15 protein-coding genes are annotated in these 21442 nt (G+C 62.7%); 11 read left to right on the top strand and 4 right to left on the bottom strand.

What is annotated here, in order from left to right; translation table 11 throughout:
- Position 1: 1 nt before the first annotated feature.
- Positions 2-1738 carry an arginine--tRNA ligase gene (gene argS, locus ABVN19_RS21260; protein WP_028943920.1) on the bottom strand — a complete coding sequence of 579 codons (1737 nt, stop codon included), beginning with the start codon at positions 1736-1738 and terminating at the stop codon, positions 2-4.
- Positions 1739-1879: 141 nt separating this feature from the next.
- A complete protein-coding gene (locus ABVN19_RS21255; protein ID WP_105641872.1) occupies positions 1880-4099 on the bottom strand; it encodes a primosomal protein N' in 2220 nt (739 codons plus the stop codon).
- Between the two features lie 168 nt (positions 4100-4267).
- Between ABVN19_RS21255 and rpmE the strand changes: the two genes are divergently transcribed.
- The 3 genes from rpmE to ABVN19_RS21240 all read left to right on the top strand — a co-directional run bounded on the left by rpmE (position 4268) and on the right by ABVN19_RS21240 (position 6754).
- Positions 4268-4483 (top strand): 50S ribosomal protein L31, encoded by a 216-nt coding sequence (gene rpmE, locus ABVN19_RS21250; protein ID WP_028943922.1) that lies wholly within the window; start codon positions 4268-4270, stop codon positions 4481-4483.
- Between the two features lie 2 nt (positions 4484-4485).
- Complete coding sequence (locus ABVN19_RS21245; RefSeq protein WP_028943923.1) at positions 4486-5307, top strand: thermonuclease family protein; 822 nt, start codon at positions 4486-4488, stop codon at positions 5305-5307.
- A gap of 178 nt (positions 5308-5485) precedes the next feature.
- Complete coding sequence (locus ABVN19_RS21240; RefSeq protein WP_028943924.1) at positions 5486-6754, top strand: malic enzyme-like NAD(P)-binding protein; 1269 nt, start codon at positions 5486-5488, stop codon at positions 6752-6754.
- Between the two features lie 197 nt (positions 6755-6951).
- On the opposite strand, the gene ABVN19_RS21235 is transcribed toward ABVN19_RS21240, so the two are convergent.
- Positions 6952-9402, bottom strand: coding sequence for a penicillin-binding protein 1A (locus ABVN19_RS21235; RefSeq protein WP_105641873.1), 2451 nt, complete (start codon positions 9400-9402; stop codon positions 6952-6954).
- A 174-nt stretch (positions 9403-9576) separates the two neighbouring features.
- Here ABVN19_RS21235 and pilM point away from each other — a divergent pair, with 174 nt between their 5' ends.
- Positions 9577-10515, top strand: a complete 939-nt coding sequence (gene pilM, locus ABVN19_RS21230; protein ID WP_105641874.1) for a pilus assembly protein PilM — start codon at positions 9577-9579, stop codon at positions 10513-10515.
- A 47-nt stretch (positions 10516-10562) separates the two neighbouring features.
- Here the strand turns inward: pilM and ABVN19_RS21225 are convergent, their stop codons facing one another.
- Complete coding sequence (locus tag ABVN19_RS21225) at positions 10563-10736, bottom strand: hypothetical protein (protein ID WP_167332115.1); 174 nt, start codon at positions 10734-10736, stop codon at positions 10563-10565.
- Between ABVN19_RS21225 and ABVN19_RS21220 the strand changes: the two genes are divergently transcribed.
- The 7 genes from ABVN19_RS21220 (at position 10704) to gltB (ending at position 21425) form a co-directional block, all read left to right on the top strand.
- Complete coding sequence (locus ABVN19_RS21220; RefSeq protein ID WP_167332116.1) at positions 10704-11030, top strand: PilN domain-containing protein; 327 nt, start codon at positions 10704-10706, stop codon at positions 11028-11030. The two genes, ABVN19_RS21225 and ABVN19_RS21220, sit on opposite strands and share 33 nt — an antisense overlap.
- 5 nt (positions 11031-11035) lie before the next feature.
- Positions 11036-11965, top strand: a complete 930-nt coding sequence (locus tag ABVN19_RS21215) for a pilus assembly protein PilP (RefSeq protein WP_028943927.1) — start codon at positions 11036-11038, stop codon at positions 11963-11965.
- A gap of 30 nt (positions 11966-11995) precedes the next feature.
- Positions 11996-13279 (top strand): type IV pilus secretin PilQ family protein, encoded by a 1284-nt coding sequence (locus ABVN19_RS21210; RefSeq protein WP_256585836.1) that lies wholly within the window; start codon positions 11996-11998, stop codon positions 13277-13279.
- 4 nt (positions 13280-13283) lie between these two features.
- On the top strand, positions 13284-13802 hold the full coding sequence (aroK, locus tag ABVN19_RS21205) for a shikimate kinase AroK (protein ID WP_028943928.1): 519 nt from the start codon (positions 13284-13286) through the stop codon (positions 13800-13802).
- Between the two features lie 99 nt (positions 13803-13901).
- The gene (gene aroB / locus ABVN19_RS21200) at positions 13902-14999 is read left to right on the top strand and encodes a 3-dehydroquinate synthase (protein ID WP_028943929.1); all 1098 of its coding nucleotides are present in this window, start codon (positions 13902-13904) and stop codon (positions 14997-14999) included.
- A 16-nt stretch (positions 15000-15015) separates the two neighbouring features.
- Entirely contained in the window at positions 15016-16617 is a 1602-nt protein-coding gene (locus tag ABVN19_RS21195) for an AAA family ATPase (protein WP_028943930.1), read from the top strand.
- A gap of 362 nt (positions 16618-16979) precedes the next feature.
- Positions 16980-21425: a glutamate synthase large subunit gene (gltB, locus tag ABVN19_RS21190; protein WP_028943931.1), complete on the top strand. Its 4446-nt coding sequence runs from the start codon at positions 16980-16982 to the stop codon at positions 21423-21425.
- Positions 21426-21442: the final 17 nt, after the last annotated feature.

The following is a 21442-nucleotide window of genomic DNA, read 5'->3' as shown; positions in this document are numbered from 1 at the left end:
CTTACATGCGCTCCAGGGTTTCCAGGCCAAGCAGTTCCAGACCTTGCTTGAGAGTACGACCGGTCAGGGCAGCCAGGCGCAGGCGACTCTGCATTTGTTCCGGGGTTTCGGCGGCCAGGATCGGGCAGTTCTCGTAGAAGCTGGAGAACAGGCCGGCCACGTCGTAGAGGTAGGCGCACAGTACGTGCGGGGTGCCTTTTTCAGCGACGTTGTTCAGGATTTCACCGAACTGGGCCAGGCGTGCGGCCAGGTCCTGCTCTTGCGCTGCTTGCAGAACGATCTGCCCGTCGACTTCGTCGAAGCGCTTGCCCAATTTGCGGAATACGCCGGCAACCCGGGTGTAGGCGTACAGCAGGTACGGGGCAGTGTTGCCCTCGAAGTTGAGCATCAGTTCGAAGTTGAAGCTGTAGTCGCTGGTACGGTGCTTGGACAGGTCGGCGTACTTGACCGCGCCAATGCCCACTACCTCGGCGATGGCACGCAGTTCGTCTTCGGCGAGCTCGGGGTTCTTCTCCTTGACCAGGGCATAGGCACGCTCCTTGGCTTCGGTGAGCAGGTCGATCAGCTTGACGGTGCCACCGTCACGGGTCTTGAACGGACGGCCATCGGCACCGTTCATGGTGCCGAAGCCCATGTGCTCCATCTGCATCGGGTGGCCGACGAAGCCTGCCAGGCGAGCCACTTCGAACACCTGGTTGAAGTGCAGGGCCTGACGCTGGTCGACGAAATACAGGGCGCGGTCAGCCTTGAGCACGTTGCTGCGGTAGCGCACGGCCGCGAGGTCAGTGGTGGCGTACAGGTAGCCACCGTCGGCCTTCTGCACGATCACAGGCAGGGGTTCGCCCTCGGCGGTCTTGAAGTCGTCGAGGAATACGCACTGGGCGCCCTTGCTTTCGACCAGCATGCCTTTGGCCTTAAGGTCGGCAACCACGTTGGCCAGGTCGTCGTTATAGGCACTCTCGCCCATGACGTCGGCCATGGTCAGCTTGACGTTGAGCAGCTCGTAGGTCTTCTGGCAGTGGGACAGGGAGATGTCCTTGAAGCGGGTCCACAGCTTCAGGCATTCCTCGTCACCGGCTTGCAGCTTGACCACCAGGCCACGGGCGCGGTCGGCGAATTCTTCGGACTCGTCGAAGCGTTTCTTCGCGGCGCGGTAGAAGTTTTCAAGGTCCGACAGCTCGTCGCTGGTGATCGGGTTTTCCTGAAGGTAGGCCATCAGCATGCCGAACTGGGTACCCCAGTCGCCCACGTGGTTCTGGCGGATCACGGTGTCGCCGAGAAACTCCAGTACGCGCGAGACGGCATCACCGATGATGGTCGAGCGCAGGTGGCCGACGTGCATCTCTTTGGCCAGGTTCGGCGCCGAGAGATCGACCACGACCTTCTGCTGCGGGCCGGCCTTGTGTACACCCAGCTTGGCATCGGCCAGGGCGGCGTCGAGGCGGGCAGCCAGGGCCTGGGTGTTCTGGAAGAAGTTCAAGAAACCTGGGCCGGCGATCTCGACCTTGCTGACCTGCGGGTCGGCAGGCAGGGCGTTGATGATTTTTTCGGCCAGGTCACGAGGTTTCATGCCTGCAGGCTTGGCCAGCATCATCGCGACGTTGCTGGCGAAATCGCCGTGGGTCTTGTCCCGGGCGTTTTCTACCTGGATCGCCGGCGTCAGCCCTTCAGGCAGCACACCGTCGGTGACGAGTTGGGTGAGGGCTTGCTGGATCAGCTGGCGAATGGTGTCTTTCATGGGCTTCTCTTTCGACCGCAAGCGCGGCGGCGCTTCGATGCGCAGGTGGAAAAACTGAACATTATCCGTTGCCGGGGCGGGGTTGCCAACCTTTGGGGGATTTGCGGTGTCGGGACCGCGGGCCGAGCCCGCTCCCGCAGATCAATAGAGGTCTACAGGGTCCACATCCAACGACCAGCGCACCTGTCGCCCGGACGGCATCTGTTCCAACAGTAGCAACCAGGCACTGATCAGTCGATGCAAAGGCGCCCGGGCATTGGCCTGGAGCAATAGTTGTGCACGAAAACGTCCTGCGCGTCGTTCCATCGGCGCTGGCACCGGCCCGAGCAGCTCGATGCCATGCAGGTTGTGCTCGGCCAGCAACTGTTCGGCAGCGCTGCAGGCTTCGTCGAGAAAACCTTCGGCCTGCCCGGGCTTGTGCGCTTCGGCGCGCAGCAGGGCCAGGTGGGCAAAGGGCGGCAGGCCGGCGGCACGGCGCTCGCTCAGGGCCTGTTCGGCGAAGGCGAAATAACCCTGTTCGGTCAGTTGCACCAGCAGTGGATGGTCGGCCAGGTGGGTCTGGATGATCACCTTGCCCGGCTCTTCGGCGCGTCCGGCGCGGCCGGCCACCTGGACGATCATCTGGGCCATGCGCTCGCTGGCGCGGAAATCGCCAGAGAACAGGCCGCCGTCCGCATCCAGGATCGACACCAGGGTCACCCGCGGGAAGTGGTGCCCTTTGGCGAGCATCTGAGTGCCGACCAGGATGCACGGCTGGCCGCGCTGGATGGTGGCGAACAGCTGGTTCATGGCGTCCTTGCGCGAGGTGCTGTCGCGATCCACGCGTAATACGGGGTAGTCCGGAAACAGAATGCTCAGGCGCTCTTCGGCGCGCTCGGTGCCCGCGCCCACCGGCCGCAGGTCGACCTTGTTGCACTGCGGGCACTGGCGCGGCACGCGCTCGTCGTAACCGCAATGGTGGCAGCGCAGCTCGTTGGAGCGCTGATGGACGGTCATGCGTGCATCGCAGCGTGGGCATTCGGACATCCAGCCGCAGTCGTGGCACAGCAAGGTCGGGGCGAAACCGCGTCGGTTGAGGAACACCAGCACTTGCTGGCCTGCGGTGAGGGTCTGGCCGATGGCCTGTTGCATGGGCCCGCTGATGCCGCTGTCCAGGGGCCTGCTCTTGACGTCCAGGCGCAGGAAGCGCGGCTGCTTGGCACCACCGGCGCGGTGGTTGAGGCGCAGCAGGCCATAGCGGCCGGTATAGGCGTTGTGCAGGCTTTCCAGTGAAGGCGTCGCCGACCCGAGCAGGATCGGAATGTTTTCCTGGCGGGCGCGCACCAGGGCCAGGTCGCGGGCGTGGTAGCGCAGGCCTTCCTGCTGTTTGTAGGAGCCGTCGTGCTCCTCGTCGATGATGATCAGCCCCGGGTGCTTCATTGGCGTGAACAGTGCCGAGCGGGTGCCGATGATGATATCGGCTTCGCCGTCGCGGGCTGCAAGCCAGGCGTCCAGGCGTTCGCGATCGTTGACAGCCGAATGCAGCAGGGCGATGCGTGCATTGAAACGCTGTTCAAAGCGCGCCAGGGTCTGGGGGCCGAGGTTGATCTCCGGGATCAGGATCAGCGCCTGCTTGCCGGCCTCCAGGGTCTCACGGATCAGTTGCAGGTAGACCTCGGTCTTGCCGCTGCCGGTGACCCCGGCCAGCAGGAACGCATGGAAGCTGTCAAAGCCCGAGCGCACGGCATTGAAAGCGGCGCGCTGCTCCTCGTTCAGAGGCAATTCCGGTTGGGCCAGCCAATGTTCGTGACGTTCCTGGGGCAGGTGCCGGCGTACGTCGACCTGAACCAGTTCCTTGGCCAGCAGCAGGTCGAGGCTGTCCTTGCTCAACATCAGTTTGCTCAGCAAGGTATGGGCGACGCCGTGGGGGTGTTGTGCCAGGGTCGCCAATGCCTCGCGCTGGCGTGGCGCGCGGGCGATGCGCGGGTCGTCGAGGCGCGCTCCGGGGGCAATCTGCCAGAAGCGCTCCTGGCGCGCCTCGGCCGGCTCGCCCTGGCGCAGCAGCACCGGCAGGGCCCAGCTCAAGGTGTCACCGAGGCTGTGTTGGTAGTACTGGGCCGTCCACAGGCAGAGTTTGAACAGGGAGGCAGGTAGCGGCGAAACCGGGTCGAGCAGGGCGATCGCCGGTTTGAGTTTGTCGGCCGGGACCTCGCTCTTGTCGGCAACCTCGATCAGGATGCCGATCATTTCCCGGCGCCCGAACGGCACGCGTATGCGCATGCCCGGGGTCAGTGCCTGGCGTGCCATGCTCGCCGGGGCCCTGTAGTCGAACAGTCGCCGCAAGGGCGAGGGCAGGGCGAGGCGCAGAATGACGTCGGACACGCGGAGAGTTCTCTGAAGGGGTTTTCCAAGGTCCGGCGAGCCTAGCAGACGACAGCCGGTGCAAGCGACAACTTGCGTTGAGAGCATGCTCTGGTATTATTCGCCGCCTAATTACGTGCGGTATTCAACAATGGTGTTGGGTGGCGGCACGCAGTCGAGGAAGTGACCATGAAGCCAGAAATTCACCCGAATTATGAAGTAGTCGCAGTCACCTGCAGCTGCGGTAACAAGTTTGAAACTCGTTCGACCCTGTGCGCCCCGCTGGGTACCGACGTATGCAACGAGTGCCACCCGTTCTACACCGGTAAGCAGAAGACTCTGGACACCGGCGGCCGCGTCAAGCGCTTCGAAGACCGCTTCGCGGCGTTCGGCAGCAAGAAGTAAGATTGCGCGTCGCGGGCCCCATGGGCTTTGCAATGCTGCTGAAAAAGGCGTCCCTTGTGGGCGCCTTTTTTATGGGCGTCATTTGGCAGTTGCCGGCGCAAGCCTTCTGCCCGACCCCGGTCGATCCCCAGCGCGTGAGCGTGCGCCAGGTGGTCGATGGCGACACCGTGCGTCTGGTAGATGGGCGCAGTGTGCGCCTGATTGGTATCAATGCACCGGAAATCGGCCGCAAGGGTCGAGCCAGTGAGCCCTTCGCCGAAGCCGCCCGTCAGCGCTTGCAGGCCCTGGTCAAGGCCAGCGGGGGTGAAGTCGGGCTGGTGCCTGGGGTCGAGTCCAGAGACAAGTACGGCCGCACCCTGGCCCATATCTATGGGCGCTCTGGCGACAATTTCGAAGCACAACTGCTCAGTGAAGGGCTTGGTTACCACGTGGCGGTGGCGCCGAACGTCAGCCTCACGGGCTGTCAGCAGCAGGCCGAACGCGCCGCTCGTCAGCTGAAGGTCGGGCTGTGGCGACAAACCCCGGTGATACCGGCAGTACAGCTGCAAAACTCAGGTTTTGCGCTGATCGGCGGCGAAGTCAAAGATATCGAGCGCAATCGTGGCGGCATCTGGGTTGAAATCGACAGTGCGCTGGTGGTGCAGGTGCCTGCCCGGCTGCAGCGTAATTTTCCGCCTTCCTTCTTCGATGGCTTGAAAGGCAGCAGCGTCGAAGTACGTGGTTGGGTGCTGGATCGTTCCCGCAAAGGTGGCCTGAAAGCCGGGCAAAAGCGCTGGTTGCTGCCACTGACCGATCCAGCGATGCTGGAACGGGTCGAAAGATAAAAAATTGTGGACATTTTTTTGTACGATTGTACACATTGAAACCCTTGCGGGCTGCGGGTCTTGGCGGAAAGTCGTAGGTTAAAGGCCTTGACACAAGTGACCGGGCAGTCTTGTCGGCCCATTGCTCTTTGCGTATCCTCGGCGGTCCGTCAGAACAGTAAATAGCGGAATGCCCACCATGTCAGATTTGAAAACTGCCGCTCTCGAATATCATGCTCAGCCTCGTCCGGGGAAACTGAGCGTCGAGCTCACCAAACCTACCGCGACTGCTCGCGACCTGGCGCTGGCCTACAGCCCAGGCGTGGCCGAGCCGGTACGTGAAATTGGTCGCGATCCGGAGCTGGCCTACAAGTACACCGGCAAGGGCAATCTGGTAGCAGTCATTTCCGACGGCACCGCCATTCTCGGCCTGGGTAACCTCGGCCCACTGGCCTCCAAGCCAGTAATGGAAGGCAAGGGTGTTCTGTTCAAGCGTTTCGCCGGTATTGACGTGTTCGACATCGAAGTCGACTCCGAGAGCCCGCAAGCCTTCATCGACACCGTCAAGCGTATCTCCATCACTTTCGGTGGCATCAACCTGGAAGATATCAAGGCACCTGAGTGCTTCGAGATCGAGCGCGCCCTGATCGAACAGTGCGACATCCCGGTATTCCACGATGACCAGCATGGCACCGCGATCGTGACCGCTGCCGGCATGATCAACGCCCTGGAAATCGCGGGCAAGACCTTGGCCGACGCCAAGATCGTCTGCCTGGGCGCCGGCGCTGCCGCCATCTCCTGCATGAAGCTGCTGGTAAGCATGGGTGCGCAGATCGAGAACATCTTCATGGTTGACCGTACTGGCGTGATCCACGCTGGCCGTGACGACCTGAACCAGTACAAGGCGGTCTTCGCCCACGCTACCGACAAGCGCACCCTGGCTGATGCCCTGGAAGGCGCTGACGTGTTCGTCGGCCTGTCCGGTCCGAACCTGCTGAGCCCGGAAGGCCTGAAGTCGATGGCGCCGAACCCTATCGTCTTCGCCTGCTCCAACCCGGATCCGGAGATCTCCCCGGAACTGGCTCACGCTACCCGTAGCGACGTGATCATGGCCACCGGTCGTTCCGACTACCCGAACCAGGTCAACAACGTATTGGGCTTCCCATTCATCTTCCGTGGTGCCCTGGACGTTCGCGCCAAGCGCATCAACGAAGAGATGAAGATTGCTGCAGCCAACGCCCTGAAAGACCTGGCCAAGCTGCCAGTGCCGAAGGAAGTCTGTGCAGCCTACGGTGTGGACGCGCTGGAATTCGGTCGTGAGTACATCATTCCTAAGCCAATGGATGCCCGCCTGATCACCGTCGTCTCCGACGCCGTGGCCAAGGCTGCGATCGAGACTGGCGTTGCAACCCTGCCGTATCCGAAGAACTACCCGCTCAAGAGCGTGGATGACGTGTTCAACGGCTGAGTCGTTGTAGCGTTGTAATAAAAAGCCCCGGCTCGCGAGAGTCGGGGCTTTTTTATTGGTCGCTGGTTGTCTTGTACGGTGCCAGGAGCGCTAGGCCTTGTAGCCGCTGGCGGCAGCCTGCGATCGGCCGCCCAGCGGCCGTATTCCAGGCGATAACTGACTCGCTGTGTGCCGGCCTCTTCGCGGGGCTGGTTCTGTCAGAACAGGTCGATCGGCGCTGCTTCATCCGCTGGCAATGGGCTGCCCGGCACCGCACCGTTACCCAGCTCGTTCACCGACGGTGGCGTGTCTTCGGCCTTGAACAGCTCGAAGTAGGCGTTGGGCGTACCCGGCGAGGCGGCGCGGCCACTGACCGGGTCGACTCGCAGGCTGAGAATGCCTTCCGGCTCGGCCGGAGCATGGTTGGGCTTGTCTTTGAGTGCCGCGCCCATGAAGTTCATCCAGATCGGCAGCGCCACGGTGCCGCCGTATTCGCGGCGCCCCAGGGTTTCCGGCTGGTCGAAGCCGCTCCACACGGTGGTCACCAGGTCGGCGTTGTAGCCGGAGAACCAGGCGTCCTTGGACTCGTTGGTGGTGCCTGTCTTGCCCGCCAGGTCGGTGCGGCCAAGGGCCAGGGCACGGCGCCCTGTACCGCGCTTGATAACGTCCTGGAGCATGCTGGTCAGGATGTAGCTGGTGCGGCCGTCGATGATGCGCTCGGCCACCGCCGGAGGTTGTGCGATGGCGGGGTCGCTGCCGGTGGTTGCCGCAGGTTCGCCCGGGAACTGAACGTTGATCGGCGCTTCCGGTGCGGCCAGGCCTGCCTCGACCGGCTCCGATTGCGGCACCCGTGGCGGATTGGCAGTAAACAGCGTTTCGCCGTTGCGGCTCTCGATGCGTTCGATCAGGTATGGGGTGATTTTGTAGCCGCCGTTGGCAAAGGTGCTCCAGCCGGTGGCGATTTCCATTGGCGTCAGCGTGGCGGTGCCCAGCGCAAGGGACAGGTTCGGCGGCAGGTCCTGCTTGTTGAAGCCGAACTTGCTGATGTAGTCGATGGTCGAGCCCACGCCCATGGCCTGCAGCAGGCGGATCGACACCAGGTTGCGCGACTTGTACAGCGCTTCACGCATGCGAATCGGGCCCAGGAAGGTGTTGGTGTCGTTCTTGGGGCGCCAGACCTTGTCGAGGTACTCGTCGACGAACACGATCGGGGCGTCGTTGACCAGGCTGGCAGCGGTGTAGCCGTTGTCCAGCGCTGCGGCATAGACGAACGGCTTGAAGCTCGAACCTGGCTGGCGCTTGGCCTGCATGGCACGGTTGTAGTTGCTCTGCTCGAAGGAGAAACCGCCGACCAGGGCACGGATGGCGCCGGTATTCGGGTCCAGCGAGACCAGGGCGCTTTGGGCGCCTGGCACCTGGCTGAACTTGAGGGTGCCGTCATCCAGGCGCTGGACGCGGATCAGGTCGCCGACCTGGGCGACATCCGAAGGCTGTTGTGGGGCGCGGCCCTGGCTGTTGGTGTTGAGGAACGGACGGGCCCATTTCATGGTTTCCCAGGCCACGCTCTCCTGCTGGCCGGCACGGGTCAGCACCTGCAGGCCGGTCTTGTCGACGTGGGTGACGATGACGGGCTCCAGGCCGCCCAGTGGACGCTGTTTGCTCAGCTCCTGCAGCCAGGCGGCTTGGGTCTTGCCTGGGAATCGCGCTTCCGGGCCACGGTAGCCGTGACGTTCGTCATAAGCGCTCAAGCCGTCGAGCACAGCCTTGTTGGCGATTTCCTGCAGGTCGCTCGGCACCGTGGTGGTGACGCGGAAGCCTTCGGTATAGGCGTCGCTGCCGTAGCGGCCGACCATCTCGGCACGGGCCATTTCGGCAATGTACGGCGCGCTGACTTCAGGTGTCGGTACGTGGTAGCTGGCGTTGATCGGCTCGGCCAGGGCGGCCTGGTAGCTGGCTTCGTCGATCTTGCCCAGCTTGTACATGCGTCCCAGGATCCAGTCGCGGCGTTCCTTGGCGCGTACCGGGTTGGCCAGCGGGTTGAAGCGCGATGGTGCCTTGGGCAGGCCGGCGATCATGGCCATCTGCGCCAGGCTGATGTCGCGGATCGACTTGCCGTAGTAGACCTGCGCCGCTGCCTCGATGCCGTAGGCGCGGTTACCCAGGTAGATCTTGTTGACGTACAGCTCGAGGATTTCGTCCTTGGTCAGTTCGCGTTCGATCTGCAGGGCCAGGAGAATTTCGTTGGTTTTGCGCGAGAAGCTGCGTTCGCTGCTCAGAAAGAAGTTCTTCGCCACCTGCATGGTGATGGTGCTGCCGCCGGTCTGGATGTGCCCGGACTTCAGCAATTGTGTTGCAGCACGCATCAGGCTGCTGGGGTCGACCCCATAGTGATTGGCGAAATTGTCGTCTTCGGCCGAGAGCAAAGCCTGGATGAAATGGGGGGGAATGTCGGCGAAACGGATGGGAGAGCGGCGCATTTCGCCGAACTCTGCAATCAGCTTTCCGTCGCTGCTGTAGACCCGCAAAGGGATCTGCAACTGGATACTTCTGAGGGCCTCTACCGAGGGCAAGCTGGGGCTAAGATACAGAAACGCGCCGCTCAGGCCGAGCACGAGAGCGCAAATGACTGCGACGAAAGACCACCAGAAAAACTTCAGCAGGCGTATCAAGGCTTTTGGGCGTCCAGTTAAAAGAATGGGTTGCGCGCGGGGCCAGCGGACAAGGAAAAACGCTGGGCATTATAAGCATTTTTCGCACGGCCGCGTTATCGGCGCGGGTGCCATGGAATCTGTCAGGTCTCATCGGGAAAACCCCATTGACCTGCCTTTATCAAGGAAAAACCGATGCTTGGACGCTTTGGCAGGGATGCCGGTTCACTGCTGGGGGTGGAAATTACCCCTCCATTCATCAGGCTGGTGCATGCACACCGTCGTCAGGGGCGCTGCCAGGTCGGCGCCTGGGCCATCGAACCATTGCCGGCGGCGGCCCTGCACAACGGCTGGATCGTTGACCCCGAGCTTGTGGGGACGGCCCTGCTCAGGGCGGTTAGCCGCAGTGCCATGCCGGGACGGCGTGTAGCCGTCGCGCTGCCGGGTGCCCTGGTGGTGGAGAAGCAGCTCGCAATGCCCATCGGGTTGGACGACGACGCCCTGGTCGAGCAACTGCCTGAGGAGGCCAGTGCATTCATTCCCTTCGCCCTGGAAGATGCGGCGCTCGACTTCCAGCAGATGGGCCCTGATCCCGACAACCCCCAGTGCCAGCGGGTTGTGGTTGCCGCCTGTCATCTGGCGTTGCTGGAGGTGCTGCATGCCAGCCTGGAGTGCGCCGGGCTGCGCGCTTGCGTCGTGGAGGCCGATCATCATGCCTTGCGCCGTGCCTTGCCGGTATCTTCGGTGCGCGAGGCGTTATGGCTTCAGGTCGAGGATCAGTCTGTGGTTTTCCATGAAGTGGGGGGCGAGGCAGCAGGGCTACGCCGCCAGATTCCTCTTGGCAGCCAACCTGTCGATGCGCAAGCGCTGGCCGCCGCAGTGGATACCTACCTGTTGTCCAGCCCGGGGAGGGCACTGCCTGATCAATTGCAGCTTCTGGGTGGCGGGGTGCTGGCGGCCAAATTGCCAGGGCAGTTGCAGCAACGTCTAGGTATCGAGGTGCTGCATGCCGACCCCTTTGGCGCGACAGTGTTGGCGCCGGGCCTGAAGTCGGACGCGCTGGCCGCGCAGGCACCCTGCCTTGCGGTTGCCTGTGGCTTGGCAATGCGAGTGGCTGACCCATGCCTGGATTGAATCTTCTGCCGTGGCGGGTGCGCCGACATCAAGCGGCCGTTCGGCGACTACAGGGCATGTTGGTCGCTGTCGGGTTGCTGGCCGTCGTGGTTGTGTGGCTGCTGGACACTCAGGGGCGGCAGGCGCTGCAGCGTCAGTTGCTTGGCAGTGTCGTCGCGCACCAGGCCATCGAGCAGGAGGATGCCCGGTTGGCAACGTTTGCGCAGTATCAGGTCGAGCATGAACAGATCCGGCAGCAGCACCTGGCACTCGAGGCGCTACACGCCCGACGGTTTGCGCTTGTCGACCTTCTCGAGCAGATCGAACGTGCGGTGCCTGAGGGGGTTCACCTCGCTACAGTGACCCGGCAAGGGCAGCGCCTGAACATCAGTGGGGTGGCGCACTCAGGGGGGCTGGTGGCGCAATTGCTTCGCACCCTGGCCGACGCTTTTGGCGAGGTGGACAGGCAGCAGATGAAAGCCGTGGCTGAGGGCGAGGCATTCGAATTGGGCGTAGCCCTGCGGGGGATGCCTTGAGCGCGGTGTGGTGGCATGCCGTGCAGCGCTGGGCAAGTGGCTCGCGCATCAGGACGGTGCTGCTGCTGGCGGGCTGGTTGTCACTGTTGTTGGGGGTGGCCTACGTCGTTCATCTTCAGGCACTGTTCGTGGAAGTCGACAGAGTGGCCGGGCATGCGCAGCAATTGCGCGCAGAGCAGACCGCAAAGGTCGAGCGTGCCGAGGCGCTGTCAGTCAGCGATGCACAGCGTGCTGCGGCCTCCCGGGCACTTGAGGCGTCGCGTTGGCGATTGGCGGCCGGGGGTGACTCCGCCAGCCTGCTGGAGGGCATCGCCTATCAGGGCCAGCAGCACGGGGTGTTCATCGAGCATCTGGAACTGTTGCCGCAGATCCTTCAGGGCGAATATGTGGAGCTGCCGATGCAGCTGCAGGTAGAAGGCAGCTACCCGGCCTTGGCGGCTTTTGCCCAAGGCCTGGCCCAGTTGCCTCGCCTGATTGCGCTGCAGGACTTCTCCCTTGCGCCGGTCCAGGCGCAACACCCGGCGCAGTTGCGCATGCAATTGCGCGCCAGTGCCTACCGAGGCGAGCGGCCAGGCATCGAGCCCTTGGCCCTGAGCGCCGAGCCGGTTGCCGAGCGCCCCTTTCTGGAATTTACGCGCAATCCCTTCGAGCGGCCGCCGTTGCAACAATACCGGCAACACCTGGAAGCCCTGCCTATAGAGCAATTCGAGCTGGTGGGCAGTCTTGCGCGTCAGCACACGCGCTTTGCCCTGCTGCGTGCTGCCGGTGCGGTGCATCGTCTGCAGCTGGGCGACCGGCTGGGCCGGGACAGGGGACGGATCGTCGCTATCGAAGAGCACCAGGTGGAGATCATCGAAGAGGTATTCGTGGTGGGCAAGGGGTGGCTGGAGCGGCGGCGCACGCTGACCCTCAAGGCCACAACCGGTACGGGGTAGCATCGCAGGCCAGGGAGGTCGCTGATGGGCATGAAACGATACATGGCGGTAGTGGGGGTGTTGTTGGGTGCCCAGGTGCTGTACGGGGTTCCAGTTAGCAGTGCGCTGGAGCGCGAGCCGCTGTCACTGAATTTCCAGGATGTAGAGGTGCGCACGGTGCTGCAGGTGCTGGCCGATTTTTCCGGCGTGAACCTGGTCGCCAGCGATGCGGTGCAAGGCAAGGTAACCCTGCGTCTGCATGAGGTGCCATGGCAGCAGGCGCTGGATCTGGTGCTGCGTAGCAAGGGCCTGGAAAAACGCATGGAAGGCAATGTGCTGTTGGTGGTGCCGGCGGGTGAGCTGGCGGGCCAGGACCGGCGGGCGCTGGAGGATCGCCAGTACGTGGCGGCGCTGCAGCCCACCCATCAGGCGCTCCTGCCTGTGCATTACGCCCAGGCCGCCGATATCGCGTCCGTATTCCAGTCGCTTGCCGCCGATGATCCCTTCGAGCCCACTCAGGGCATGATCAGTGTCGATGAGAGAGCCAACACCTTGATCGTCCGCCAGACACCGGAGCGCCTGGAGCAGTTGCGTCAATTGATCGCTAGCCTGGATGTGCCAGTGCGCCAGGTGATGATCGAGGCGCGAATTGTTGAGGCCAATGTCGATTACGAGAAAAATCTCGGCGTGCGCTGGGGAGGTGAATTCCAGTTGGGTGGCGGCCTGACCGTGGGGGGTGGCGATACCTTCGTTGATCTGGGGGCATCACGGGCGACATCGGTCCTCGGCCTGGGCCTGGTGCGTGACAATGCCTTGCTCGACCTTGAACTCAGCGCCATGGAGAAGTCCGGCAATGGCGAGATCATCTCCCAGCCCAAAGTGGTCACCGCCGACAAGGAAACCGCGCGGATCCTCAAGGGCACCGAGGTGCCCTATCAGGAAACCAGTGGCAGTGGCGCCACCTCGGTGACCTTCCGTGAGGCTTCGTTGTCTCTGGAGGTGACGCCGCAGATCACCCCGGACAACCGGGTGATCATGGCTGTACGGGTTACCAAGGACGAGCCGGACTACCTCAACGCCCTGAACAGCGTACCGCCGATAAAGAAAAACGAGGTCAACGCCAAGGTCCGGATCAATGATGGCGAAACCATCGTGATCGGCGGTGTGTACTCCACGGTGCAAAGTAAAGTTGTCGACAAGGTGCCATTTTTCGGCGATGTGCCGTATGTTGGGCGGCTGTTTCGTCGCGATGCAATACAAGAGAAAAAATCCGAGCTGCTGGTCTTCCTGACTCCGCGTATCATGAGTGACCAGGCGATTGCTGTGAGTCGTTGATTCTGTGCGAAATTTGATACTTGTGGGGCCCATGGGTGCTGGTAAAAGCACCATCGGCCGCCTGCTGGCCAAAGAGCTGCGCCTGCCGTTCAAGGATTCCGACAAGGAAATTGAACTGCGTACAGGCGCCAATATCCCGTGGATCTTCGACAAGGAAGGCGAGCCGGGCTTTCGTGATCGCGAGCAGGCGATGATCGCCGAACTGTGCGCGTTCGATGGTGTGGTCCTGGCCACCGGCGGGGGCGCGGTGATGCGCGATGCCAATCGCCAGGCCCTGCATGCCGGAGGGCGGGTGGTGTACCTGCACGCCTCGGTCGAGCAGCAGGTCGGACGTACCGCGCGTGACCGCAATCGTCCGCTGTTGCGCACGGCCAATCCGGAAGCCACCTTGCGTGCGCTGCTGGAGGTCCGTGACCCGCTGTATCGCGAGATTGCCGACCTGGTCGTCGAAACCGACGAACGGCCACCGCGAATGGTGGTGCAGGACATTCTCGAGCGCTTGCAGAAGTTGCCGCCCCGTTAAGCCGGGCTTATCCTCGGCGACCAGTCATGCCGTGACAGGGCACACCGTTATCGCGCGGGTCGAGCCATCGATGCCGCGCCTCGTTCATTGTGGGGACACATGCAGACACTTAAGGTCGAACTGGGCGAACGTAGCTACCCGATCTACATTGGCGAAGGCCTGCTGGATCAATCCGAACTGCTGGCGCCGCACATTGCCGGCCGGCAGGTCGCCATCGTTTCCAACGAAACGGTTGCCCCCCTCTACCTCGAGCGTCTGAGCCGTACCCTGGGTGCCTATTCGGTGCTGCCGGTGGTACTGCCCGATGGCGAAGCCCACAAGAACTGGGAAACCCTGCAGCTGATTTTCGATGCCCTGCTGACGGCGCGTCATGACCGTCGAACCACCGTGGTCGCGCTCGGCGGCGGTGTGATCGGTGACATGGCTGGTTTTGCTGCCGCCTGTTACCAGCGTGGCGTGGACTTTATCCAGGTGCCGACCACCTTGTTGTCCCAGGTCGACTCGTCGGTGGGCGGCAAGACCGGCATCAACCACCCGCTGGGCAAGAACATGGTGGGCGCTTTCTATCAGCCCAACGCCGTGCTGATCGATACCACCAGCCTCACCACCTTGCCTGCGCGCGAGCTGTCGGCCGGTCTTGCCGAAGTGATCAAATACGGTCTGATTTGTGACGAGCCGTTCCTGGGATGGCTCGAAGCCAATATGGATGCCCTGCGTGGCCTGGACCAGGCCGCGCTGACCGAAGCCATTCGCCGCTCTTGCGCCGCCAAGGCCGCCGTCGTCGGCGCCGACGAGCGTGAATCCGGTGTTCGGGCCACCCTCAACCTCGGTCATACGTTCGGCCACGCCATCGAAACCCACATGGGCTATGGTGTGTGGCTGCATGGCGAGGCGGTGGCGGCAGGTACGGTGATGGCGCTGGAGATGTCGATGCGCCTGGGTTGGATCAGCCAGCAGGAACGTGACCGCGGCATTCGTCTGTTCCAGCGCGCCGGTCTGCCGCTGGTGCCGCCCGAAGAAATGACTCCTGCCCAGTTCATGGAGCACATGGCAGTGGATAAAAAGGTACTCGACGGTCGTCTGCGTCTGGTACTGCTCAGCCGGATGGGCGAGGCAGTGATCACCGACGACTACCCGAAAGAGATTCTTCAGGCCACGCTGGCCGCGGATTACCGCGCGATCGTGGCCCAGCTTTGAGGTTGATGAGAGTTCGATGACTAGTCTGCACGCCGACGAGGCCTTTCTCGGCCATTACCAGTTGAACCATGACCCCTTCGCTGCGCGGGTGCCTGGTTTCAAATTCTTCCCGGCCCAGCGCAAGCCGGTGCTGGGCCAGTTGCATCACTTGGCCCGCTATAGCCAGCTGCTGCTGGTGGTAACCGGCCCTAACGGCAGCGGCAAGACCCTGCTGCGCCAGGCCCTGGTTGCCAGCACCAACAAGCAGTCGGTGCAGAGCGTGGTGGTATCTGCCCGAGGCGCCAGTGATGCTGCCAGCGTGCTGGGCCAGGTCGCCCAGTCCCTGGGCGTGGCGCAACCGGAAGTCCCCGAGCTGCTCGCCCAGGTGGTGCAACTGGCCTTGACCGGTCAGGAAGTCTATCTGCTGGTGGACGATGCGGAACAACTTGACGAGTCGGCACTCCAAGCCTTGCTGGAACTGGCGGCGGGCACTCCTGAAGGGCGTCCGCACGTGTTCCTGTTCGGCGAGCCGTCACTGATCGCCGGGCTAGAAGAGCTCAATGCCGATCAGGAACGTTTTCACGTGATCGAGCTTGCGCCCTACAGCGAGGAAGAGACCCGGGAATACCTCGAGCAGCGCCTGGAAGGTGCAGGGCGGGGCATCGAAGTGTTCACCAGTGAACAGATTGTCGATATTCACCAAAACTCGGACGGCTGGCCTGGGGCAATCAACCAGGTTGCCCGCGATACCTTGATCGAAGCCATGATCGCCAGCCGGAACACGGCGAAGCGACCATCAATGGGGTTTATGGGGTTCAATATGCCTAAGAAACACGTGCTGGCGCTGTCTGCAGTCGTAGTGGTCGCCGTAGCTGCGGCCGTACTGATGCCCAAGAAGGGCGACCAGGCACCGACCGCGCCTGCAGAGCAGGCTCAATTACCGCTGGGCCAGGGGCAGCCGGGCAATGCGCAGTCGAACAATGGCGGCCCAGCCATCGAGTTCGCCGGTAACTCGCAGCCCATGCCCTTGCCGCTGGTCGGCCAGTCGCAGCCCGTGATGCGCGGCCCCCTGGCCGAGGCTGCCGGCATGGGTGAAGGTGAAGAGGGCGGACCTGCCGGTGATACCGCGCTGCAGCCGCCTACCGTGACCACCATTGCACCGCCTGCGGGTGTTGCGGCTGGTCCTGCGCCAACCCCTGCCCAGCCGATTGCTCAAGCACAGCCGTCACATCCGGTTGCGCCTGCTGCAAGCAAGCCGGTTGCACCAGCTTCGAAGCCAGCGCCGGTCCAGGTTGCAACGGCCAAGCCTGCCCCTAAACCTGCCGAAAAGCCGGCCGCCAAACCCGCTGCCGGTGGTAGCTGGTACGCCGGGCAGAAGCCGGGCAATTACGTCGTGCAAATTCTCGGCACCAGCTCGGAAGCGTCTGCACAGGCCTACGTCAAAGCCCAGGGTGGCGACTATCGCTACTTCAAGAAAACCCTGCAGGGCAAGCCGCTGTACGTGATCACTTACGGCAACTTTGCCAGCCGCGATGCAGCCCTGGCTGCAATCAAAGCCTTGCCAGCCAAGGTCCAGGCTGGTAAACCTTGGCCACGTACCGTCGCCAGCGTCCAACAAGAACTGGCCGCGACCCGCTGATATAGCCTGGTGGCACTACCCCGCCACCTGCTGAGCGACTCCTGAACTTCGGTCAAGCCTGCTGCGTAATGCGCGGCAGGCTTTTCTGTCCCAGACTGCCGGCCACAAGCCCATCTTGCAGTCCAGGCTGAAACGCTTCAGACTCAAGCCATGCCGTTACCACGGTCCGCGATTTAAAACATTCAAAAATGCGACATGGATTTATGGCTATTCGTCATAAATTTGTGGGCTTCCCTGTCGTTGTGCAACAATGGCTCCCCTATTGCCCCCGCAAAGCTGGCATTCGTTCGGCGTGGATGGTAAGTGGTTGTACTAAAAAGAGATTTGCCTTGGTGAGAGGCGAACCTGGTGAGAAAGTGTCTATGAAAACAGGTCTGTACCATCCCGAAGAATTCAAGGATAACTGTGGTTTCGGCCTGATCGCCCATATGACGGGCGAACCCAGCCACCACCTTCTGCAAACAGCCATGCAGGCTCTGACTTGCATGACCCACCGCGGTGGGATCAACGCTGATGGCAAGACCGGCGACGGTTGCGGCCTGTTGATGCAAAAGCCCGATCAGTTCTTGCGTGCCGTCGCCCATGAGCAGTTCGGCGTCGAACTGCCCAAGCAGTACGCGGTCGGCATGGTGTTCTTCAATCAGGACAACGCCCGCGCTGAAGCTGCACGCGAAAACATGAACCGCGAGATCCTCGCTGCTGGCCTGCAACTGGTGGGCTGGCGCAAGGTCCCGATCGACACCAGCGTTCTGGGCCGCCTGGCGCTGGAGCGCCTGCCGCAGATCGAACAGGTGTTCGTCGGCGGCGAAGGCCTGAGCGATCAGGAATTCGCCATCAAGCTGTTCAGCGCCCGTCGTCGCTCCTCGGTGGCCAACGCCGCGGATACCGACCACTACATCTGCAGCTTTTCCCACAAGACCATTATCTATAAAGGCCTGATGATGCCGGCGGACCTCGCCGCCTTCTTCCCAGACCTGGGTGACGAGCGCCTGCAGACCGCCATTTGCGTGTTCCACCAGCGCTTCTCCACCAACACCCTGCCGAAATGGCCGCTGGCGCAGCCGTTCCGCTTCCTCGCCCACAACGGCGAGATCAACACCATCACCGGTAACCGCAACTGGGCCCAGGCCCGCCGCACCAAGTTCGCGAACGAACTGATCCCGGATCTCGAAGAGCTCGGCCCGCTGGTCAACCGCGTAGGTTCCGACTCATCGAGCATGGACAACATGCTGGAGCTGATGGTCACCGGTGGTATCGACCTGTTCCGCGGCGTGCGCATGATCATTCCGCCAGCGTGGCAGAATGTCGAGACCATGGACGCCGACCTGCGCGCGTTCTACGAGTACAACTCCATGCACATGGAGCCATGGGACGGCCCGGCCGGCGTGGTCATGACCGAAGGTCGCCACGCAGTCTGCCTGCTCGACCGCAACGGCCTGCGCCCGGCCCGCTGGGTGACCACCAAGAACGGCTACATCACCCTGGCCTCGGAAATCGGCGTCTGGGACTACAAGCCTGAAGACGTGATCGCCAAGGGCCGTGTAGGCCCGGGCCAGATTTTCGCCGTGGACACCGAGACCGGCCAGATCCTCGACACCGACGCCATCGACAACCGCCTCAAGTCACGCCACCCGTACAAGCGCTGGCTGCGACAGAATGCTCTGCGCATCCAGGCCGACCTGAGCGACGACCAGGGCGTGGCCAGCTACGACGCCGACCAGCTCAAGCAGTACATGAAGATGTTCCAGGTCACCTTCGAAGAGCGTGACCAGGTGCTGCGTCCACTCGGCGAACAAGGCCAGGAAGCGGTCGGTTCGATGGGCGACGACACGCCGATGGCGATCCTGTCCCAGCGCGTGCGTTCGACCTACGACTATTTCCGCCAGCAATTCGCCCAGGTCACGAACCCGCCGATCGACCCGCTGCGCGAAGCGATCGTGATGTCGCTGGAGATCTGCCTGGGTGCCGAGCGCAACATCTTCCAGGAGTCGCCCGAGCACGCCTCGCGGGTGATCCTCAGCTCGCCGGTGATCTCGCCAGCCAAGTGGCGCTCACTGATGAACCTCGACCGTCCAGGCTTCGAGCGTCAGCTGATCGACCTCAACTATGAAGAAGGCGTGGGGCTTGAAGCTGCGGTGCGCAATATCGCCGACCAGGCTGAAGAGGCTGTGCGTAGCGGCAAGACCCAGCTGGTGCTGAGCGATCGTCATATCGCTCCGGGTAAACTGCCGGTCCACGCTTCGTTGGCCGTGGGGGCAGTCCATCACCGTCTGACCGAGCTGGGCCTGCGTTGCGACAGTAACATCCTGGTAGAAACCGCTACCGCCCGTGACCCGCATCACTATGCCGTATTGATCGGTTTCGGCGCTTCGGCCGTTTATCCGTATCTGGCCTACGAAGTACTGGCTGACCTGATCCGCACCGGTGAAGTGCTCGGTGACCTGGACGAAGTCTTCAAGTACTACCGCAAAGGCATCTCCAAGGGGCTGTTGAAGATCCTGTCGAAGATGGGCATCTCCACCATTGGTTCGTACCGTGGCGCACAGCTGTTCGAAGCCGTGGGCCTGTCGGAAGAAGTGGTCGGCCTGAGCTTCCGTGGCGTTGCCAGCCGCCTCAAGGGCGCACGCTTCGTCGACATCGAGAACGAGCAGAAGCTGCTGGCCGCTGAAGCCTGGAGCGCGCGCAAGCCGATCCAGCAAGGCGGCCTGCTCAAGTTCGTCCACGGTGGCGAGTACCACGCCTACAACCCGGATGTGGTCAACACCCTGCAGGCTGCTGTGCAGCAGGGCGACTACGCCAAGTTCAAGGAATACACCGCGCTGGTCGACAAGCGCCCGGTGTCGATGATCCGCGACCTGCTTCAGGTCAAGGTTGCCGACCAGCCGCTGGCGCTGGAAGAAATCGAGCCGCTGGATGCCATCCTCAAGCGCTTCGACTCCGCCGGTATCTCCCTGGGCGCTCTGTCGCCGGAAGCCCATGAAGCCCTGGCCGAGGCGATGAACCGCCTGGGGGCGCGCTCCAACTCCGGTGAGGGTGGTGAAGACCCGGCCCGCTACGGCACCATCAAGAGCTCGAAGATCAAGCAAGTGGCGACCGGCCGCTTTGGCGTGACCCCCGAATACCTGGTCAACGCCGAAGTGCTGCAGATCAAGGTAGCCCAGGGCGCCAAGCCCGGCGAAGGCGGCCAGTTGCCGGGCGGCAAGGTCAACGGCCTGATTGCCCGCCTGCGCTATGCGGTGCCAGGCGTGACCCTGATCTCGCCTCCGCCACACCACGACATCTACTCGATCGAAGACTTGTCGCAGCTGATTTTCGACCTCAAGCAGGTCAATCCGCAGGCGCTGGTATCGGTCAAGCTGGTGGCAGAAGCTGGCGTAGGTACCATTGCTGCCGGCGTGGCCAAGGCCTATGCCGACCTGATCACTATCTCCGGCTACGACGGTGGCACCGGCGCTTCGCCGCTTACCTCGATCAAGTACGCTGGCGCCCCGTGGGAACTGGGCCTCGCTGAAACCCACCAGACCCTGCGCGGCAACGACTTGCGCGGCAAGGTCCGGGTACAGACCGACGGCGGCTTGAAAACCGGCCTGGACGTCATCAAGGCGGCCATCCTCGGCGCTGAAAGCTTTGGCTTCGGCACCGCGCCAATGATCGCCCTGGGCTGCAAATACCTGCGTATCTGTCACCTGAACAACTGCGCCACCGGCGTTGCCACCCAGAACGACAAGCTGCGCAAGGATCATTACATCGGTACCGTCGACATGGTGGTGAACTTCTTCACCTACGTGGCCGAAGAAACCCGTGAGTGGCTGGCCAAGCTGGGTGTGCGCAGCCTCGGCGAGCTGATCGGTCGTACCGACCTGCTGGAAATGCTCCCCGGCGAAACCGAGAAGCAGAAGCACCTGGACCTCAGCCCGCTGCTGGGCAGCCCGCACGTGCCGGCCGACAAGCCGCAGTTCTGCGAAGTCGACCGCAACCCACCGTTCGACAAGGGCGTACTGGCCGAGAAGATGGTCGACATGGCCCTGCCGGCCATTCGCGACCTCAGCGGGGGCGAGTTCAGCCTCGACATCTGCAACTGCGACCGTTCGATCGGTGCGCGGATCTCTGGCGAAGTGGCCCGCCTGCACGGCAACCAGGGCATGGCCAAGGCGCCGATCACCTTCCGCTTCAAGGGCACCGCTGGCCAGAGCTTCGGCGTGTGGAACGCCGGTGGCCTGAACATGTACCTCGAAGGCGATGCCAACGACTACGTCGGTAAAGGTATGACCGGTGGCAAGCTGGTGATCGTGCCGCCTGCGGGCAGCCCGTTCGCGACCCAGCACAGCGCCATCATTGGCAACACCTGCCTGTACGGCGCCACGGGAGGCAAGCTGTTCGCTGCCGGTACCGCGGGCGAGCGCTTTGCGGTGCGTAACTCTGGTGCCCACGCGATTGTCGAGGGCACGGGCGATCACTGCTGTGAATACATGACGGGTGGTTTCGTCTGCGTGTTGGGCAAGACTGGCTACAACTTCGGCTCGGGCATGACCGGTGGTTTTGCCTACGTGCTGGACATGGACAACAGCTTCGTTGACAAACTCAACCACGAACTGGTCGAGATCCAGCGTATCAGCGGCGAGGCGATGGAGGCTTATCGCAGCCACCTGTCACGCGTGCTGGCTGAGTACGTCGAAGAAACCAACAGCGAATGGGGTCGTGAGCTCTGGGAAAACCTGGACGACTACGTGCGTCGCTTCTGGCTGGTGAAGCCGAAGGCGGCAAACCTGAAGAACTTGCTGTCCAGCACCCGTGCCAACCCGCAGTGATATGCGCCTGAAGAGTT

Origin of the sequence: Pseudomonas vranovensis (genome assembly GCF_040438935.1) — a bacterium.
GTDB classification, from domain to species: Bacteria; Pseudomonadota; Gammaproteobacteria; order Pseudomonadales; family Pseudomonadaceae; genus Aquipseudomonas; species Aquipseudomonas vranovensis.
The sequence above is the reverse complement of the archived record's forward strand: the minus strand, read 5'-3'. Positions and strand labels throughout refer to the sequence as shown.

Coding starts and splice junctions, on each gene's coding strand:
- argS (WP_028943920.1), bottom strand. CDS start 1,738: ATGAAAGACACCATTCGCCAGCTGATCCAGCAAGCCCTCACCCAACTC.
- rpmE (WP_028943922.1), top strand. CDS start 4,268: ATGAAGCCAGAAATTCACCCGAATTATGAAGTAGTCGCAGTCACCTGC.
- ABVN19_RS21240 (WP_028943924.1), top strand. CDS start 5,486: ATGTCAGATTTGAAAACTGCCGCTCTCGAATATCATGCTCAGCCTCGT.
- pilM (WP_105641874.1), top strand. CDS start 9,577: ATGCTTGGACGCTTTGGCAGGGATGCCGGTTCACTGCTGGGGGTGGAA.
- ABVN19_RS21225 (WP_167332115.1), bottom strand. CDS start 10,736: ATGCTCGACCTGATACTGCGCAAACGTTGCCAACCGGGCATCCTCCTG.
- ABVN19_RS21210 (WP_256585836.1), top strand. CDS start 11,996: ATGAAACGATACATGGCGGTAGTGGGGGTGTTGTTGGGTGCCCAGGTG.
- aroB (WP_028943929.1), top strand. CDS start 13,902: ATGCAGACACTTAAGGTCGAACTGGGCGAACGTAGCTACCCGATCTAC.
- ABVN19_RS21195 (WP_028943930.1), top strand. CDS start 15,016: ATGACTAGTCTGCACGCCGACGAGGCCTTTCTCGGCCATTACCAGTTG.
- gltB (WP_028943931.1), top strand. CDS start 16,980: ATGAAAACAGGTCTGTACCATCCCGAAGAATTCAAGGATAACTGTGGT.